General features: G+C 50.0%; 19 protein-coding genes. 1 reads left to right on the top strand and 18 read right to left on the bottom strand.

What is annotated here, in order from left to right:
- Nucleotides 1-3: 3 nt before the first annotated feature.
- From mltG to BUB67_RS16550, 14 genes are all read right to left on the bottom strand, one after another.
- On the bottom strand, nt 4-1,017 hold the full coding sequence (gene mltG / locus BUB67_RS03480) for an endolytic transglycosylase MltG (RefSeq protein WP_073236185.1): 1,014 nt from the start codon (nt 1,015-1,017) through the stop codon (nt 4-6).
- Nucleotides 1,018-1,142: 125 nt separating this feature from the next.
- A complete protein-coding gene (locus BUB67_RS03475; RefSeq protein WP_073235809.1) occupies nt 1,143-1,883 on the bottom strand; it encodes a P-loop NTPase family protein in 741 nt (246 codons plus the stop codon).
- A 196-nt stretch (nt 1,884-2,079) separates the two neighbouring features.
- Entirely contained in the window at nt 2,080-2,346 is a 267-nt protein-coding gene (locus tag BUB67_RS03470) for a hypothetical protein (RefSeq protein WP_073235806.1), read from the bottom strand.
- A gap of 17 nt (nt 2,347-2,363) precedes the next feature.
- Nucleotides 2,364-3,935: a methyl-accepting chemotaxis protein gene (locus BUB67_RS03465; protein ID WP_073235803.1), complete on the bottom strand. Its 1,572-nt coding sequence runs from the start codon at nt 3,933-3,935 to the stop codon at nt 2,364-2,366.
- A gap of 126 nt (nt 3,936-4,061) precedes the next feature.
- Entirely contained in the window at nt 4,062-5,489 is a 1,428-nt protein-coding gene (locus BUB67_RS03460) for a VanW family protein (RefSeq protein WP_238456939.1), read from the bottom strand.
- Between the two features lie 145 nt (nt 5,490-5,634).
- A complete protein-coding gene (locus tag BUB67_RS03455; RefSeq protein ID WP_073235798.1) occupies nt 5,635-5,901 on the bottom strand; it encodes a DUF1292 domain-containing protein in 267 nt (88 codons plus the stop codon).
- A 110-nt stretch (nt 5,902-6,011) separates the two neighbouring features.
- The gene (gene ruvX / locus BUB67_RS03450; protein WP_073235794.1) at nt 6,012-6,425 is read right to left on the bottom strand and encodes a Holliday junction resolvase RuvX; all 414 of its coding nucleotides are present in this window, start codon (nt 6,423-6,425) and stop codon (nt 6,012-6,014) included.
- Nucleotides 6,426-6,442: 17 nt separating this feature from the next.
- Nucleotides 6,443-7,390, bottom strand: coding sequence for an aldo/keto reductase (locus tag BUB67_RS03445; protein ID WP_073235791.1), 948 nt, complete (start codon nt 7,388-7,390; stop codon nt 6,443-6,445).
- A 141-nt stretch (nt 7,391-7,531) separates the two neighbouring features.
- Nucleotides 7,532-7,792 (bottom strand): IreB family regulatory phosphoprotein, encoded by a 261-nt coding sequence (locus BUB67_RS03440; RefSeq protein WP_073235789.1) that lies wholly within the window; start codon nt 7,790-7,792, stop codon nt 7,532-7,534.
- A gap of 203 nt (nt 7,793-7,995) precedes the next feature.
- Entirely contained in the window at nt 7,996-8,367 is a 372-nt protein-coding gene (locus tag BUB67_RS03435; protein ID WP_073235784.1) for a hypothetical protein, read from the bottom strand.
- Nucleotides 8,368-8,512: 145 nt separating this feature from the next.
- The gene (alaS, locus tag BUB67_RS03430; protein WP_073236180.1) at nt 8,513-11,146 is read right to left on the bottom strand and encodes an alanine--tRNA ligase; all 2,634 of its coding nucleotides are present in this window, start codon (nt 11,144-11,146) and stop codon (nt 8,513-8,515) included.
- A gap of 225 nt (nt 11,147-11,371) precedes the next feature.
- Nucleotides 11,372-12,403, bottom strand: coding sequence for an AI-2E family transporter (locus BUB67_RS03425; protein ID WP_073235781.1), 1,032 nt, complete (start codon nt 12,401-12,403; stop codon nt 11,372-11,374).
- Nucleotides 12,404-12,456: 53 nt separating this feature from the next.
- On the bottom strand, nt 12,457-12,633 hold the full coding sequence (locus tag BUB67_RS16110) for a YtxH domain-containing protein (RefSeq protein ID WP_143156991.1): 177 nt from the start codon (nt 12,631-12,633) through the stop codon (nt 12,457-12,459).
- 20 nt (nt 12,634-12,653) lie between these two features.
- A complete protein-coding gene (locus tag BUB67_RS16550) occupies nt 12,654-12,827 on the bottom strand; it encodes a hypothetical protein (protein ID WP_200798115.1) in 174 nt (57 codons plus the stop codon).
- 214 nt (nt 12,828-13,041) lie between these two features.
- On the opposite strand from BUB67_RS16550, the gene BUB67_RS03420 reads away from it, so the two are divergent.
- Complete coding sequence (locus BUB67_RS03420; protein ID WP_073235778.1) at nt 13,042-13,731, top strand: zinc dependent phospholipase C family protein; 690 nt, start codon at nt 13,042-13,044, stop codon at nt 13,729-13,731.
- 57 nt (nt 13,732-13,788) lie between these two features.
- On the opposite strand, the gene mnmA is transcribed toward BUB67_RS03420, so the two are convergent.
- The 4 genes from mnmA to BUB67_RS03400 are packed head-to-tail and all read right to left on the bottom strand — an operon-like array spanning nt 13,789 to nt 17,022.
- Nucleotides 13,789-14,889, bottom strand: a complete 1,101-nt coding sequence (mnmA, locus tag BUB67_RS03415; protein WP_073235775.1) for a tRNA 2-thiouridine(34) synthase MnmA — start codon at nt 14,887-14,889, stop codon at nt 13,789-13,791.
- A gap of 10 nt (nt 14,890-14,899) precedes the next feature.
- The gene (gene nifU, locus BUB67_RS03410; protein WP_073235772.1) at nt 14,900-15,271 is read right to left on the bottom strand and encodes a Fe-S cluster assembly scaffold protein NifU; all 372 of its coding nucleotides are present in this window, start codon (nt 15,269-15,271) and stop codon (nt 14,900-14,902) included.
- A gap of 38 nt (nt 15,272-15,309) precedes the next feature.
- Nucleotides 15,310-16,554 carry a cysteine desulfurase NifS gene (nifS, locus tag BUB67_RS03405; RefSeq protein ID WP_073235769.1) on the bottom strand — a complete coding sequence of 415 codons (1,245 nt, stop codon included), beginning with the start codon at nt 16,552-16,554 and terminating at the stop codon, nt 15,310-15,312.
- Between the two features lie 27 nt (nt 16,555-16,581).
- Complete coding sequence (locus BUB67_RS03400) at nt 16,582-17,022, bottom strand: RrF2 family transcriptional regulator (RefSeq protein WP_073235766.1); 441 nt, start codon at nt 17,020-17,022, stop codon at nt 16,582-16,584.
- Nucleotides 17,023-17,037 lie beyond the last annotated feature (15 nt).

Here is a 17,037-nt window from a genome sequence, read left to right as displayed (position 1 = left end):
TGGTCACCTCAAGTATTTATTTTTATTGGCATTATGCTCTGCCAGGGTCTCGGCAAAGGCATGGGAACCGTCGGGCTTGGCCACATAATAGAAATATTTTGTGTGAGCGGGGTTTACCGCAGCCAGCAATGACTCCCTGCCGGGGGAAGCGATGGGCCCCGGTGGCAGCCCGTTATATTTATAGGTATTATAGGGGGATGCAACCTCCAGGTCCTTGTAATATATTTTCTCCCGGTGCTCCCCCAGGGCATACTCTACGGTGGCATCAATTTGCAGCCTCATGCCTGATTTCAGACGGTTGTGAATGACGCTGGAGATCAGGGGACGATCCTGGTCCACCCGGGCTTCCCGCTCAATCATAGAAGCGATGGTAACGACCTGGTGCAGTGTTAAATTTAAAGCCTTTGCCTTTTCCTCCAGTTTAAGTTCTTTAATCTGACGGTCCATACCTGCCAGCATTACGTTAATAATATGTTTTTCGGTGCTGTCAAAAGGAATGTTATAGGTTTCCGGAAACAGGTAGCCCTCCAATCGTTTTTCCCCCGGGGGCAAGTCTTTTATAAAAGCATAGTCGAACTGACCGTTGACAAGTAAATCTTTAAACAACGGTTCACGAATGAATCCTTTAGCGGACAAGCTTTCCGTTATCTGCTTCAGGGTATACCCCTCGGGAATGGTAAAACTTTTGGTGGCCGTTTGGCCCTGAACCAGAATGCTCAGGATCTCTTCCGTTGACATGGATGCATTGAGCAGGTAATAGCCCGCTTTAATCTTGTTATCCAGACCGTGGAAGCGGGCATACAGGCGAAAGGCCGTGGCATCCCGGATCATGCCCTGTTGTTCCAGCATAGCGGCAATTTGCGCAGTGCTGCTCTTGGGCGCAATCCGAACCAATACATCCGGAGCTTTGCCCGATGGATCCACAGGGTCCAATAAGGTGAATGGGTACCGGGACAACAGTCCAAACAAGACCAGGACGGTTACAACAATAAACCTTTTATTCATTTTCCATTTCATTACCAAAAAAGACACAACCTTTTATAATTTAACCAATTATAACATCTATAGTCTGAAACGTACAAGCAAGCGCTCCCTTTTCCCAAGGAAAAAGCACCTCCCCGGGTGAGAGATGCTTAACAAATCTAATTCACTCTTTTTGTTGTTTCATCCGGCAGGATGGGGTCAAATAAAATCATTGGCTCGGCCAGCCCTTTGATAACTTCGTCCAAAACTAAATTCATGTGAACCCCTTTGGTTGCCACTACGGGGATAATGGGCTTGGTACGGTAAATGCGCTGTAACAGTTTTATAGTGGTGGAAGTGACATCCCGGGGGGTTTCGTCTACTTTGGTGACCACCAGTATATCTGCCTCGTCCAGCAGGAAGTTCCCGGCCTCCATAATGATCTCACCCTTTAGCCCCGCCGGAATAACGGTGACCAGAACATCAGCCAGCTTGCGACATTCCTCCGCCTTATAACCATCGTTAATGCCAACGGCTTCAATTAATACGACATCCGGCAGAGCAGCCGTTTTGGGAATGTCCTTTTGGGAAAGATGCCCCAGTTCCAACACTGACCGTACTTTGTTTAACTCTTCCAACGCCCTCTTAGCATTTTCGATCAACTTATTTTTCTCTTTGATTTGATTAACAGCATTGCGGATCACCCGATCAATGTCAGACGCAATATCCCTCCCCGGTTCGGGTACCGCAATGGTTAAATAGTTAGGATCTATACCTTTATGAAGGTAAGGTTTCTCATCCTGTACACCCGAGCCAACGGCCAGGGGCTGGAAGTTCCGGTTCTTTAAACCTTTGTAAAGTTCGCCTAAAATGGTGGATTTTCCGCCATCATTCCGCCCGCAGACTACTATTTTTTTCAATGGGGCCCCCTCCTTGACCACTAGTATCCTTAGGTAAATAAATATGCCCGGGCGCAGGGAAATTTGCCAATTAGATTACAAAAATTCCTCTCATAAAAAAACACAGGCCAGGGAAATGGTATACCCCGGCCCGTTTTATTGCATTAAGACTCCGGTAAGTCTATTTCTCCCGGAAATATTAATACAGTTTCATAAACTACCGGCGGCGACCCTGCGTCATGGCTTTGTGCCTTACCAAAGCGTCATGCAGTTCCAGCAGCACTGCAGACACGTGGAGAACCTCTTTTTCAACGGCATCCGGGTCTTCCTTACGCAGGGCAGCCATCAGGTGGCCGAAGTGTTCCCCGGCAATCAGTCCCCAGTCCAAAGGAAGTCTGGCCGCGTCGGCTTCAGGATTGCCGTGACGGACGCGGTTTAACTCCGCCTGCAGCAACGTCTTCTTTAAAAATTCTTTACCGTCCATACTGTCACTCCCTACTTCTAAAGCTTGAATTCCTCCACTGTTTGCTGCATATCCTGGGCCAGTTGAGCCACGCTCTGGCTGGAAGTGGCAAGGTGCTGGATAGAAGCATTAATTTGGTCACTGCTGGAAGCCAGCTGCTGTGTATTTTGGGTCGTGATATAAATGCCATTGGCTATTTCCTTGATCATGCGGGACATTTCCGTAACTTGTTCAATGATAACAGTCAGGGATTCCCCTGCCTGGTTGACGATGTCCACCCCTTCGTTTACCTCCCGGGCGCTGGAACCCATGTCTTTTACAGCCTCGGTGGCCCGTCTCTGCACCCGCTGAATGAGATCGGTAATATCCTCGGCCGCCCTGGCGGATTGTTCTGCCAGCTTGCGCACCTCTTCGGCCACCACAGCAAATCCCCTGCCGCTCTCGCCGGCCCGGGCAGCTTCAATGGCGGCGTTCAGTGCCAGCAGGTTGGTCTGCTCGGCAATGTTCTTGATAACCTCAATGATCTGACCAATGCTCTGGCAGCGCTGGTTTAAAATACCGATGGAATCAGCCGTCCCCTGTACCGACTGCTGGATGGTTGCCATTTTCTCCACCGCCTGCCGAACAGCGTCATTCCCCCTCTGGGCATTTTCTTCAACCTTTTCTACCTGTTCCACCGCAAAACCGGCGGCGGCAGAACCCTGCTGGGCAGTGGCGGCCACCTGGGTGGTATTGCTGGTGATTTCCTCCACCATGGCCCCGATTTGTTGGGCGGAGGCAGCCATTTCCTGGCTTTGGGAAGCCAGGGTGGAACTGTACTGGGCCAGCTGGTAAATCAGCTTGTGCAGGGTTTGGGCCATCTGGTTAAACCCCTCGGCCAACTTTGCCAGCTCATTGCCGCCCTTCACCGCAACACGGTAATTCAGGTTGCCGGATTGCATGGATTGAACTCCTTTTAGTAACTCCTCCACAGGCTTGAGAATGATGCGACCGGTCAGAAATCTCACCGCCAGGGCAACACTCAGTAGAACCATAAAGCAAATAAAGGCCAGGAAGGCAAACTTCTTTTTTACAGCTTGGTCAAATTCTTCTTTGGGAACTCCCATATAAAAGATGCCGATGGTCTTGCCGGAATCATCCTTTATGGGTTTGTAGGCTGTCTGGTAGGGCTTGTCAACCACCATGGCCGGTCCGACATACATTTCGCCCTGATCCAGCACCACCTTTTTTACATTGTCTGCGACCTTGGTCCCCACGGCCCTTTTACCGTCCTTAATGACGGTGGTGGCAACACGGGTATCTCCCATGAAGATCGTACAGGTATCTTTGGTCAGGCCGGCGATATAATCCACCAACCGGTAATTCTCATTTATTAATTGATCTCCCTTATAAAGCTTATCTCCTCTGATCTCCCAAGGACCGGGGTACATGGCATTAATAACGGCTTCACCGGTTAATAAATCACTTTTTACCTTACTGTCGGCAGCCCTGGTTAGCTCCTCTTTCATGTATAAGTAAGAAATAATCAACAGGGTTGCCGACAGCAAAACAAGTGCGCCAACCACCATGGCAGCCAACTGGCGCTTGATTGATCTGTTTACAAAATCCATCTCCCCACCTCCGTAATTATCGAAATAATCGGTTAATTAATTCAGCATAAATGGTTGATATTCCTTTATTTTAATAGTTAAGTAATATTTTCCCCACAGAAAAACGAGATAGGGCAGCTACCCTATCTATTCTTGTAGTATCTCTTCGTTTTTTTCACTTTCCCTTGCATGGTCTTTTAATAAATCAGAGGTTTTTAAAACCGATCCCGGGGGCGCCATGCCCTGGGAAATAATTTGGTCTCTGGCCCTATAGACACTGTAAGGAAGTTTTTCCACCTTGATAACCTTGCCGTCCTGCATCACAATTCTTTCGGCAGCAGCCCTGTAACCCCGGGCGCCCTTTTGCTTCACCACCCGGTCCCCCATGCGAATGCCGTAATCTTTTTCGACGACGGTTTTGGGCTGGTAGGTTTCCTCCACCCAACTGCGAATCACCACATCCCTTTTGAATTTGTGATTGCCGAAGATCTTGATGGTAAGCCTGCCGCCCGTAACAAAGGACTGTATGTACAGCCAGTCATCCGTATTGTTTTTGAACTTGAAATCCACTGTATCAAATACCACTGTGGCATCCCTGCCGATGGGTACATAGGGAATAGGAATGGAATGATTGGTCCTTTCCACCACTTCCAGGTTAGCAAGTAAAACGGCATTGTACAGGGTGGTGGACACCTGGCACACGCCGCCCCCCAGACCGTCCACCAGCTCGTTATTGACAATAATGGGAGCGTTTTTATAGCCGGCCTCTGTGCTGCGGGGGCCCACCACCTCATTAAATGAAATGATCTCCCAGGGGCTGACAATCAGCCCGTCCAGGGCTGCGGCCGCCACACTTACATTATAGGCGCGGTTCACTTTATTAGGGTCAAATTGCGTAGAAAACATCCCCAGGAGAGCATCCACCCCCATGGCTTTAACCTCTTCGGTGGTGCGGGCGGGGGGGACTTCCACCAGCTTCAATTCTATGGGGGATTGATTCCCCTGCAGGAGGTTTTGACAAATATCCTGCCTCAACCGGTCGATGTCAACCAAACGGCCGCTCTGTCCGGGAGAAATTTCCACTGTATCGTCAGCATTTATAATCAGACCGGCATCCCTGGGGGGGAGCAAAATATCCTCGGTGACTTCCGACACCTGCTTCTCCAACAGGCCGGAGTCAATGATAATCTCAGGCTGTAGGCGGATCCCCCTGTGAGCTTGTCTCCGTTCAAGAAACCGCTGCCATAAAGAACCGCTCCTGCCGATACCCATTGCCCTCTGAACTTCCTGTTGACAGTTTAACTTTAAACCCACCCGTTCCATGGGCAATGTCCAGGTCATATCTTTGAACTTGACGGTGAGTGGCCTTTGCAACTCTTGTTCCAGTTTCTTCAGGGATAACATGGCCTGGTCGTGATTCATGAGGGATAAATTTATATTCAGCATATAAATACCCGGTAAAATTCTGTCCGGGGGGCCAAAACTCATTTGAGAGGCCAGGTAGACCGCCACGCCTATCATGAATACCAGTGGCAGGACGATGATCCGAATCCTTTTAAGGTTTCCTTTAGCCAAGACTAAGCCCCCTTCCCGGAACTCTTATCTAGGTATATCTTACTAGGGACATGCATTGGCTATTCCAAAAATCACTTTGTTTTAAACCTGAGTAAACAAAAAACCGAACGGTTTTTTCCGTTCGGTCCAAGTACCCGGTAAAAAATTATTCTTCGCCTTCTTCGGCCAAAACCATTTCTTCCCAGGCATCGGCCACTTTTTCCCATTCTTCGTCACTTTCAATGTCCACCAGGATTTCGTTGCCGTCTTCGTCACTGGCAAACTTAAGAATGACAGCCTCATCGGAGTCGTCTTCTACCGGTAACAAAATAGCATATTCGGAACCATCTACTTCGATAACGTCGATTACATTAAAATCGTGTTCTGCTCCGTCCTCATCAATCAAAGTGATTACTTCATCTTGTTCTGCCATCATGTGCACCTCTTTTCCAAAGATTGTCTGTATTGTAACCAAAAAACCTTGCCATGTCAAGGAAATCCGGGTTAAAGCCTGGTTATCCCGGTTAATTTTCTTTAGCCCACCTACTTGGCTCCCGCATCCAGGTAGCCCTGCAGTATCACGGCAGCCGCCATTTTATCAATCACTTTTTTGCGCTTACTTCTGCTGACATCCGCCTGGATGAGCATCCTCTCGGCGGCTACGGTGCTAAGCCGTTCATCCCACGTTTTGATGGGTAAATCAACCTTTGCCTTTAATTCTTCGATAAAAGCCAGTACCTTCTCCCCCTGGGGACCCATGGTGGCATTCATGTTTTTGGGCAAACCCACCAGAATTTTTTCAACGCCGTATTCTTTGATGATCTCGCACAAACGGGCAATGTCTTTGTCAATGTTCTGCCGGCGTATCACTTCCAGTCCCTGGGCTGTCCAGCCCATAGGATCGCTTAAAGCCACTCCTATGGTTTTATCTCCTACGTCCAAACCCATAATTCTCATAATGTTAACTCCTATTCCTAAATAACCTTGATGGCAAACAGCGGGCAGGCGGCGCCGCAGTAACCGCACAGGCGACACAGGCCGGCTTTTACCCGGGCTCTCTCTTCCTCTAAATAGAGGGCCCCCGCCCCGCACATTTCCACACAGGCTCCACACCCCTGGCACCATTCCTCGATATGGAGTCTCCTGGGCTGCCGGACCACCTGCTCCTTTAACTCCTCCGGTATATAAGTTTGACTAAAAAATCGTACATTATAATCCACCTCGGCAAAATTTTGCATGCCAACCGCCACTGCTGCCAGTTCCGGCACACCCAAAACGAAGGATAAAGCTTCTTCGGCGGTGGCAAGCAAATTGCCGCCTCCCAGCGCCTTCATGCCGTAGATCCCTTTACCGGCCCGGTGGGCCTTGCGGATGGCTGACAGCATATCTTCGGCGCTTCCGTCCGCGATGCCCACCCCGGCCATATTCAGAATGGGATGGATTACTTCAATTTCAGGGATCTCCGCCGCGGCCAGAACCGCCGCCACGTGATGGGTGGAAATTCCCACCGCCCTTACGATCCCTCTGGCTTTCGCTTCCAGCAGCGCTTCTACCGCTTCCCAGTGTCCCCTGATGGTAAGCAAGGATTCCTGCTCGTGCAGCATGAAAATATCGATATAGTCCCGGTCGATCCCCCTCAGGGCTGCCTCCAGACTCTCTTTCATGCCATCCCGTGTATAGGCGTAACTCTTGCTGCAAATAACAATTTCTTCTTTCCTTCCCTTAATGGCCTCGCGAATATACGGGTAGGTGCGGTACAATTCAGCCGTATCGATAAAGTTTACGCCTTGTCTCAGGGCCCTGTCAATGACTGCCGCCCCCTGTTCCAAGGGCAGTTTGGCCTGAAGAGGACCAATGGTGAGAGCTCCAAAACATAAACGGGACACTTTTATGCCTGTGTTCCCCAGTATTCGGTAATCCACAGCGCCACCCCCCCAACAACAGGAAAGGCGCGCTTCAATCAGTTTCCCTGACACGCGCCTTTCGGTAGTTTATTTCTGAGCCCTACCATCCATATGGCCGGGAATAAATTCCTAAAGTAAAACAAACCCCCGGGTAAGGGGTTATTTCTGTTCCAGGTAATTTTTTACGAGTTCTTCCAGCAGTTCGTCCCGCTCCAACCGGCGGATCAAACTGCGGGCGTTTCCATGACTTGTGATATAGGCCGGGTCGCCGGACAAGAGGTAGCCCACCAGCTGATTTATCGGGTTATAGCCCTTTTCCTTTAAAGCAGCATAGACAGCCAGCAGTATTTCACGGGCCTGGTTAACTTCTTCCGCCTGGACTTTAAACATTACTGTCTCTTGTGAAAAATCATTAGCCATGGCAAAGACCTCCCAGTCCTAATATTACCTGTACTAGCAATATTAATTCAACAAAATGTTGCTTTTCCCTCTATTTGTCAAAAAAATAAAAATAAAATACGAAAAATATTATTCTTAACAGTATAATGTTACAGTTCGGCCCTGGGAATCATTTGCAAAAAACAGCACCGGGGGACGGTGCTTAATAAATCTGCAAAACAATCTCAAGACATCATTCTTAACAGTTGTTGAAGCAGGGGATTCACATATGGGTTTCCTTGCGGTCTGGATGTTTCCCGTTGCACAGGTTTTACGTTTTGATACTTCGCAACCTTGGATTTTACCCTTAAAAATTCTTTTTGCACCGTCTCCATTTGAACAGAAATGGCTTCGGCAGCTTCCTGCATTTTCTGGATAAAAGCCACCAACTCTTCCAATTCGCTTTTAAAACCCGGACGCTGGCTTAGACCCATCATCAACAGGGTGCCAAGCAGTTGAAAGTGATCTACGTTTAAGTTCAGCTGTATTCCAGGTATTCCTGATATCACCGGCATACCCTTGGGGGGCGGGCCGGGCCTCCTGGGTGGAAAAAACATTGACATGACCCCCTTCCGGAAAATAAGAGAAAGATCTTCTGATTCTTCATCATATGAATGATCAAAGAATAAGGTTCCAAATACCGGGGGTGAATACAAAAAAGAGAGACGGCTGTCGTCTCTCGTGTAGACATAATTATTTTGGTTACTTAAGTTGTCCTTCCACAACAGAAGCCACTTTGTCGATGGCCTCCTGTAATTTGGCGGGGTCCTTACCGCCGGCCTGGGCCATGTCCGGCCTGCCGCCGCCACCGCCGCCTACCACTTTAGCAATCTCCTTCACCAGATTGCCGGCATGCAAGCCGCGGCCCAGCAGATCTTTGGTTACCGCAGCCACCAGGTTTACCTTCTCCCCGGCCACGCTGCCTAATAAGATAACGCCGGTTCCCATCTTATCCCGCAGCATGTCGACCATGTTTCGTAAATTGTCCATATCCGGTGCGGCAACCACAGAAGCAAGAACAGGCACACCGTTAATCTGTTTTACTTTGCCCAGGATTTCCTGTGCCTCGGATTTGGCCAGTTGACTTCTGAGGGTATTTATTTCCTGCTCAAGGGCTTTATTCTGTTGTATCAGCCCTTCAACCCGACGTACAAGTTCATGTACAGGACTCTTTATGACAGTGGCTATCTCCTGCAGTTGCCCTTCTTTCGCTGCCAGGTATTTTAACACGCCCGGGCCGGTCACCGCTTCGATACGCCGCAAACCGGCGCCGACGCTGGTTTCATTAACAATCTTAAACAGTCCCACTTCGGCGGTGGAAGTTAAATGAGTACCACCGCAGAGCTCCAGGCTGAAATCGCCCATTTTGACGACCCGTACTTGCCTGCCGTACTTTTCGCCGAAAAGGGCGGCAGCTCCCATTTCTTTGGCTTTGGACAAGAAGGTTTCAAAAACTTCGATGGGCAAGTTGGACAACACTGCGCCATTGACCAGGTCTTCGATGCGCCGCAGTTCCTCCGGTGTGACCGCTGCATAATGGGTAAAGTCAAAACGCAGGCGATCGGGCTCCACCAGCGAACCGGCCTGGTTGACATGGTCACCCAGCACCTCTTTTAAGGCCTTATGCAACAGGTGGGTGGCGGAGTGGTTGCGGGCAGTATCCTGCCGGCGTGTGCGGTCCACCATTACTTTAAGGGAATCGTGGCGCCTGAGAATGCCGGAGAGCACTTTGCCACGGTGAACGAACAGGCCTTCCACCGGTTTGCTGACAGAGGTTATTTCAACTTCCACATCGGGACCCTTTAATACGGCATAGTCTGCCACCTGCCCGCCGGATTCGGCATAACAGGGGGTCACGTCCAGAATAATCTCTACTTCTTCCCCGGCCACCGCGGAAATTTCCTGCAGACCGTCCTTTAACAGGGCCAGCACATTGGAGTCGGTTTCCAGGGTGCTGTAGCCTATAAACCGGGTTTCGCCCAGTTCCTCCCGCAGGGCTTTGTACAAAACACCCCGCTCGGATAAATACTCGGTCTCCTGCCGGGCGCTGCGAGCCCGTTTCCGTTGTTCTTCCATGGCGGCGGCAAAGCCATCCACATCCACGGTGAGGCCCTGTTCCGCCGCAATCTCCTGGGTTAATTCCAGGGGAAAACCAAAGGTATCGTATAATTTAAAGGCATCCTCGCCGGTGATCTCACTGACCCCACTGGCTTTGGCTTCATTAATCAGGGCAGACAGGATATCACTGCCGGCAGCCAAGGTTTCCAGGAACCTTTCTTCCTCGGTACGAATTACCCGCAACACGTGCTCGCTTTTTTGCCGGAGCTCCGGGTAAGCATCTTTCATTTGATTGATAACAGCCTGGGATACCTTATAGAGGAAAGGCTCGTGGACGCCCAGCACCCGGCCAAAGCGAACGGCACGGCGCAGCAGGCGGCGAATCACATAGCCCCGGCCTTCATTGCCCGGTAATGCCCCGTCGCTGACGGCAAAGGTCACAGCGCGACAGTGGTCGGCGATTACCTTTAAGGCAAGATCGATTTTGTTGTCCTGACCGTATTTTTGTCCTGCCAGGTCGGCGGTGTAATCCATGATTTCCCGGAACAAATCGGTATCAAAGTTGGATGCCACCCCTTGCAGAACAGAGGCAACCCGCTCCAAACCCATACCGGTGTCAATGCCTTTGTTCTTCAGTGGAGAGTAGTTGCCCTCTTCATCTCGGAAGAATTGGATAAATACTAGGTTCCAAATCTCCAGAAAACGGTCGCAGTCACAGCCCACCCGGCAGTCCGGTGAGCCGCAGCCCCTGGATTCCCCTAAATCAACATAAATTTCCGAACAGGGACCGCAGGGACCCACGCCAATCTCCCAGAAATTGGTGTCCTTACCCATGCGGACAATACGTTCCGCCGGTACACCCACCACTTTATTCCAGATTTCAAAGGCCTCGTCATCGTCCAGATAAATGGTAACCCAAAGTTTCTCCTTGGGTAAATTCAGATGTTCGGTAACAAATTCCCAGGCCCAGGGGATGGCGCTTTCTTTAAAATAATCCCCAAAGGAAAAATTGCCCAACATTTCAAAAAAGGTATGGTGTCTCGCTGTCCGGCCAACGGACTCAATGTCCGGCGTCCGAATGCATTTCTGGCAGGTGGTTACCCTTTTGTATTCCGGTACCGCTTGTCCGGTAAAAAAGGGCTTAAAAGGGACCATCCCCGCAGCGGTCCACAGAATACTGGGATCGTTATGAGGAATAAGGGAAGCACTGGGCAGGATCTGGTGTCCTCGCTCTTCAAAAAACTTGAGATACTTCTCCCTGATTTCTTTGCCGGTCATCAATTTATATTCCTCCTAATTGCATAAGGCTACAAATTCTTCAAATATTTATATCTTAATGCATAATTTACAGGTGGTCAAGCCAGCCTTTGGCCATTGGCTCTTGGCTATCGGTTATTGGTTGTTGGTCATTGATCAATTGGCCGTTGGCCCCAGGAATAAATATAAGGCCAAGGGCTGATGGCCGATGGCTGAAGGCCAGACCCCAAAGGAATACCCCAAAGACTAGTTCAGTTTTTCCCAGGCAAAAGAAACCAGAATACGGGCGATGGCGGCCAGGGGTACCGCCAGGAGCATACCGGCAATACCAAACAGGTGACCGCCTGCCAGCAGGGCGATAATGATGGCCAGGGGATGGAGTCCCACGCTGTGGCCTAAAATCTTGGGTGAAATAATATTACCCTCCAATTGTTGAATGACAAAAACGGCGATAACCACCTTCACGGCCAGCCATTTGGACTGCAGCAAGGCCATGGCCACCGCCGGTATAGCACCGATAAGGGGGCCGAAGTAGGGAATCAATTCGGCTAAACCGGCAATGATTCCCAGCATGGTGGCAAACTGGAGGCCGATCAACATGAAAGCGATACTGGTTAAAACCCCCACGATCAACACCACCGTCAGGTGGCCGCGGATAAAGCTGGCAAAAACATGGTCAATTTGTTTGGCCAGATACAGGACGTCCGTAGTCCATTCCCCGGGAACCTGGGAAATTGCCCATTTTTTCAAATGCTCTAAATCCTTCATCATATAAAATGCCAGAACAGGGGCCAGGGCAAAATTAAACAAGTTTCCTAAGAGAGCCAGCAGGAGGTCCATCACCTGGCGGACCATGCCCATTAGCCTCAATTCCGCCCAACGAATACGTTCATCCACAATCTGGTGCACACCGGGAGGAATTGTACTGTTATCAAAGCTTTGTTGAATGTTCTGTACCATTCCCTCCACCTGGTCGGTATAAACCGGGATGCTTTCCACCAAAGTTTCCAATTGATTAACCATCCTGGGCACTCCGTACATGAACAGGCCGGTTACCACAATAATAACTCCCAGGTAAAGAATTAAAATGGCCGCTACTCTGGGGGAGCCTCTTTTTTCCATGCGTCCTACCACGGGGTTTAACAGGTAAACAAGAATAATGGCCAGGATGAAGGGTAAAAACAGTTGCCGCACCAGATATAAAAAATAAAGTATCAGACCGATTAATATAGCAAGAAAAAGGTAGCGGTAGGTCCGTTTTTCCTTCCACCAGGACATAGGTTCCTCCCTCATGACCAAAAAAGTGAGGACCAGTGTCCCCACTCCCTGTTTTACTTGATCATATCGCTTACTCTCTTGGTCATACCCTTCATTATTTTTTGTGCCCTGCGACCGGCTTTTCGGGTGGTACCCAAAAACATGCGCTCAGGTTTTCTTTGTGGTCTTAAGGCCATACCCAGAGCTGCTCCCAACAGGCTGCCGGTAATAACGCCCCTCCAAAATCCCATCCTATTCACCCCCCAGGAACTTAATATAAGGCTGTATTATGCGGGTCAAAGGCAACCAGACTGCCGTCTTCTGCCACTTCAAATATGTCTACGCCTTCTTTGTTCATCCGGAATTCCACGCAGCAATCCCAGCAGTAATACTGATCGATGCCGACTTTGCCGGTGGCTTTCCCGCCGCAAACCGGGCAGTTCACCAGACGAGGCCCCCTTACACTCAGATTCTAACTGTCCATTATTATTGCCCAAATAAAAATCAAAAATGCGTCCGCAAACAAAAACCGTATCCACCGGCACCCGCGCAATTTTTTTACAAAGGCTTAGCAAACTTCCTCCCAGGCTTAATGTATCCTTAGTATCTGCTTTACAATGACAATTTATAATGAAAAAAATAATTCCGTGGGGTGTGATATGTTAAACGTTACAGCGATGTTCAGTTGGTCCGTTTCCATCGCTTCAAAATGCATTTCATCGTTTCCCATTCCTGTGGAATGGTTCAGAGGAACCAGCAGTACACACCCGTTTATAAATGAACAAGCCAGGCATATCTTAATGAATGACGGTTACAAACAGGCGGCGCAATTCTTTAATATGTTTGCTGACCAGTTAGACAGCGGCGTTGTATGGGTAGACAACGGTTTGCAGAGCGCCTGCCACCTTTACGACCCGGATACCAAGTCTGGAATGTGGCACTGGCCCAGCGCCGCCGAAAAATGCGTCGAATTTTACCACAAAGCTTTAAAACTTTGGCACAACAAAAAGCATGCCCGCGCCATGTTCTTTCTGGGAGCAGCCCTTCATCTGGTGCAAGATGTTTGTGTTCCCCATCATGCCTCCTGCAAGATCTTTAACGGGCATGTGGATTACGAAAGCTGGGTCGAAATCAGAAGACACCATTACCTGACAGAAGACGGCGGTATCTACCAAATTTCTGATCAACCGCAAGATTGGATTACAGAGAACGCAAAATTAGCCAAACAGTATTTTTCCCTGGTTAGCCAGGGTTTACCAGAGGATTATCACCGGGCAACCGCAGTATTGTTACCCAGGGCTCAGCAAACAACCGCCGGTTTTTTATTGCATTTCTACAACCAACTGTAAAATCCGGTTAGAAATCTGTAAAAAAAAGAGCGCTGTTGTGGCGCTCTATTGGTCCCCCTATGTTTTATTAACTGCCTTTTCAATGGTTCCGCCGCCCACCAGGTAGTCGCCTTGATAGTAGACCACTGCCTGACCGGGGGTGATGGACCGCTGAGGATATTTAAATGTCACCTTCACCAGCCCCTCTTCCATGGGCTCGATGACCGCCGGGGAGGGTTTGCTGTTGTACCGGACCTGGGCTTCCACTTCCCTGGGGCCGGTGAGTTTTTCAAATAAAATAAAGTTGTTATCCGAAGCCACCAGTTCGGTGCCCCAGATGGCATCTTCGGGACCCACGATGACGGCGTTTTTCTCCACATCAATGTCCACTACGTAAACCCTTTCCCCGGTGGCCAGACCGAGACCCCTGCGCTGGCCGATGGTATAAAAGGGAATTCCCTTATGCTGACCGATCACATTGCCCTGCAAGTCCAGGAAAGGACCCGGTTTAATACCACCTTCGGAACGCTCATCCAGGAAATTGCGGTAGTTGTTGTCATGTACAAAACAGATTTCCTGGCTTTCGGGCTTGGAGTAGGTGGGCAGCCCCCACTGTTTGGCCATTTCCCGCACCTGCTCCTTGGTGTACTCGGCTAGGGGCATCAGGGTATGGGCGATTTGGTCCTGGGTAAAACCGTACAGTACATAGGTCTGGTCCTTTCTCTCATCCCGCGCCTTGCGTACGGTATAACGGCCGTATTCCTTACTGTAGCCCAGCCTGGCATAGTGCCCGGTGGCAATGTAATCGAATCCCATCTGGCGGGCCTTTTGCAGCAATGCCTCGAATTTGACAAAACGGTTACAGGCGATACAGGGATTGGGAGTTCGTCCCCGGAAATATTCGTCTACAAAATATTGGATAACCTTTTCAGTAAACAGTTCCCTGAAATTCAAAACATAATAGGGGATCCCCAGGACGTCCGCCACCCGCCGGGCGTCGTCCACCGCGGTCAGGGAACAGCAGCCCACATAGTCGCCGTCCACCACCTCCACATCGGGGTCCCAAATTTGCATGGTTACTCCGACAACCTCATAACCCTGTTGCTGTAAAAGGGCGGCGGTGACAGAACTGTCGACCCCGCCGCTCATGGCTGCCATGACTCTTTTTTTGGTTGCCAAAAGGCTTCACCTACGCATTTTGTTTTTTTAGATAGTCCTCAATGGCTGCTTTTAAAGCATCGGCCGCCAGGTTGGAACAGTGCATCTTGGCCGGGGGCAGTCCTTCCAGGGCTTCGGCTACGCTCTTATTGGTAATTTGCAGGGCCTCTTCAATGGTCTTACCCATGGCCATCTCTGTTACCATACTGCTGGTGGCAACGGCGGCGCCACAGCCAAAAGTTTTAAATTTAATATCTTTAATGACGTTATCTTCAACCCTCAGGGTAATTTTCATAATATCACCACAACTAGGGTTGCCAACTTGACCGACACCGTCCGGATTCTCAATCTCGCCCACATTGCGGGGATTGGTAAAATGATCCATTACCTTTTCACTATACATAATGATAATGATACCTCCTCGTTCCCTTTCTATATTATCTAAAATTCCTCTTCAATTTCCCCGTGATCATGGTGATGGTCTTCCTCATGAACAGTGCAGGTACTGCAGGCACAGGGGTTGCACCCTTCACTCAAGGGGGACATGGCTCTCAGCCTTTCAATGATGGGAGGCAGTGTCTCCAGGAAGTACTCCACGTCCTCTTCCGTATTGTCTTTACCCATAGTCAGGCGCAACGAGCCGTGGGCAACTTCCTTGGACAGACCGATGGCCGTAAGTACATGGGAGGGTTCCAGGGAACCGGAAGTACAGGCGGAGCCGCTGGAAATGGCAATCCCTTTCATATCCAGCATCAGGAGCATAGATTCACCCTCGATAAAACGGAAGCAGAAGCTGACGTGGTTGGGCAAACGCTCCTTGGGATGTCCTGTTAAAATGGTATGGGGGATTTTTTCCAGAACCTTGGAAATAATGCGGTCACGATATTTGGATAAGCGCTCGGCATCGGCGTGCATGCGCTGGGTGGCCAGTTCAACGGCCTTGCCCAATCCCACGATGCCTGCCACGTTTTCCGTGCCGGGCCGCCGGCGGCGTTCCTGACCGCCCCCAAACATAATGGGATGCCAGAAGGTCCCCTTGCGGATATACATAGCGCCGACTCCCTTGGGCCCGTAAATTTTATGACCGGACAGGGTAAGCAAGTCCACTCCCAGTTCGTCTACATTGACGTGTATTTTACCCACACTTTGTACCGCATCGGTATGGAAAATGATCTTCCTTTCCCGGGCCACTTCACTGATTTCTTTGATAGGCATAATAGTGCCAATTTCGTTGTTGGCATGCATAATGGTAATTAAGATGGTCTTATCGGTAATGGCATCCGCCACCTGTTGGGCGGTCACTCTGCCGTATTGATCCGGCGGTAAAACTGTTACGGAGAACCCCTCCCGCTCCAACTGCTTACAGCAGTTGAGCACCGCGCTGTGTTCCACTGCAGAGGTAATAATATGATTTCCTTTATGCCGGTTGGCATAGGCTACACCACGGATGGCCATGTTATCGGCCTCGGTGCCGGTACCGGTAAAAGCGATTTCACCTACGCTGGAAGCGCCGATGGCGGTGGCCACCTGCTGCCTGGCCTTTTCAACGGCCTTGCGGGCTTCTCGTCCAAAGGCATGAATACTGGAGGGGTTGCCAAAATGTTCCGTCAGGTATTTCATCATTTCTTCCGCAACAGCCGGGTCCACCGGCGTTGTTGCCGAGTGGTCGAAGTAAACCTTTCTCATGATCTTCCTCCTTAAACGTTTGTCAGTCTATAAATCCGAATTATGCATCTGGTTTTTCTGCGCATCCCGGCACATATCTTCCAGGGTGATGGAGTCCAACACCTCCGCGATGCTGTCGCGGACCCTGGCCCAGATATCCCTTGAAATGCAGTAATCAACCTTTTCACAGGCTGCCGGTTCATGCTCGCTCACACATTCCAGCGGGGCAATGGGGCCCTCCAGAGCCCGCACGACATCTCCTACTTTTATTTCCGAAGGGGGCTTGGCCAATATGTATCCCCCCTGGGCTCCCCGGACACTTTTGACCAAACCAACCTTACGTAAAACCGCCATCAGCTGCTCCAGGTAGTTCTCGGATATGCCTTGCCGCTCGGCCACTACCTTTAAAGGGATTGGCTCGGATCCGTAATGCATCGCCAAATCAAACATTGCCTTAAGTCCATAGTGTCCCTTGGTGGACAGCCGCAAGCAACATCCCCCCCT

Origin of the sequence: Desulforamulus putei DSM 12395 (assembly GCF_900129195.1) — a bacterium.
GTDB lineage: Bacteria > Bacillota > Desulfotomaculia > Desulfotomaculales > Desulfotomaculaceae > Desulfotomaculum > Desulfotomaculum putei.
This window is presented reverse-complemented; position numbering and strand designations above follow the sequence as displayed.

Excerpts from the sequence above, each read along its gene's own strand:
- BUB67_RS03425 (WP_073235781.1), bottom strand. The coding sequence starts at position 12,403 with ATGTCCTGGTGGAAGGAAAAACGGACCTACCGCTACCTTTTTCTTGCT.
- nifS (WP_073235769.1), bottom strand. The coding sequence starts at position 16,554 with ATGAGAAAGGTTTACTTCGACCACTCGGCAACAACGCCGGTGGACCCG.
- BUB67_RS03470 (WP_073235806.1), bottom strand. The coding sequence starts at position 2,346 with ATGGACGGTAAAGAATTTTTAAAGAAGACGTTGCTGCAGGCGGAGTTA.
- nifU (WP_073235772.1), bottom strand. The coding sequence starts at position 15,271 with ATGTATAGTGAAAAGGTAATGGATCATTTTACCAATCCCCGCAATGTG.
- mltG (WP_073236185.1), bottom strand. The coding sequence starts at position 1,017 with ATGAAATGGAAAATGAATAAAAGGTTTATTGTTGTAACCGTCCTGGTC.
- ruvX (WP_073235794.1), bottom strand. The coding sequence starts at position 6,425 with ATGAGAATTATGGGTTTGGACGTAGGAGATAAAACCATAGGAGTGGCT.
- BUB67_RS03435 (WP_073235784.1), bottom strand. The coding sequence starts at position 8,367 with ATGTTTTTTCCACCCAGGAGGCCCGGCCCGCCCCCCAAGGGTATGCCG.
- BUB67_RS03465 (WP_073235803.1), bottom strand. The coding sequence starts at position 3,935 with ATGGATTTTGTAAACAGATCAATCAAGCGCCAGTTGGCTGCCATGGTG.
- BUB67_RS03455 (WP_073235798.1), bottom strand. The coding sequence starts at position 5,901 with ATGGCAGAACAAGATGAAGTAATCACTTTGATTGATGAGGACGGAGCA.
- BUB67_RS03420 (WP_073235778.1), top strand. The coding sequence starts at position 13,042 with ATGTTAAACGTTACAGCGATGTTCAGTTGGTCCGTTTCCATCGCTTCA.
- BUB67_RS03440 (WP_073235789.1), bottom strand. The coding sequence starts at position 7,792 with ATGGCTAATGATTTTTCACAAGAGACAGTAATGTTTAAAGTCCAGGCG.
- BUB67_RS16110 (WP_143156991.1), bottom strand. The coding sequence starts at position 12,633 with ATGGGATTTTGGAGGGGCGTTATTACCGGCAGCCTGTTGGGAGCAGCT.
- alaS (WP_073236180.1), bottom strand. The coding sequence starts at position 11,146 with ATGACCGGCAAAGAAATCAGGGAGAAGTATCTCAAGTTTTTTGAAGAG.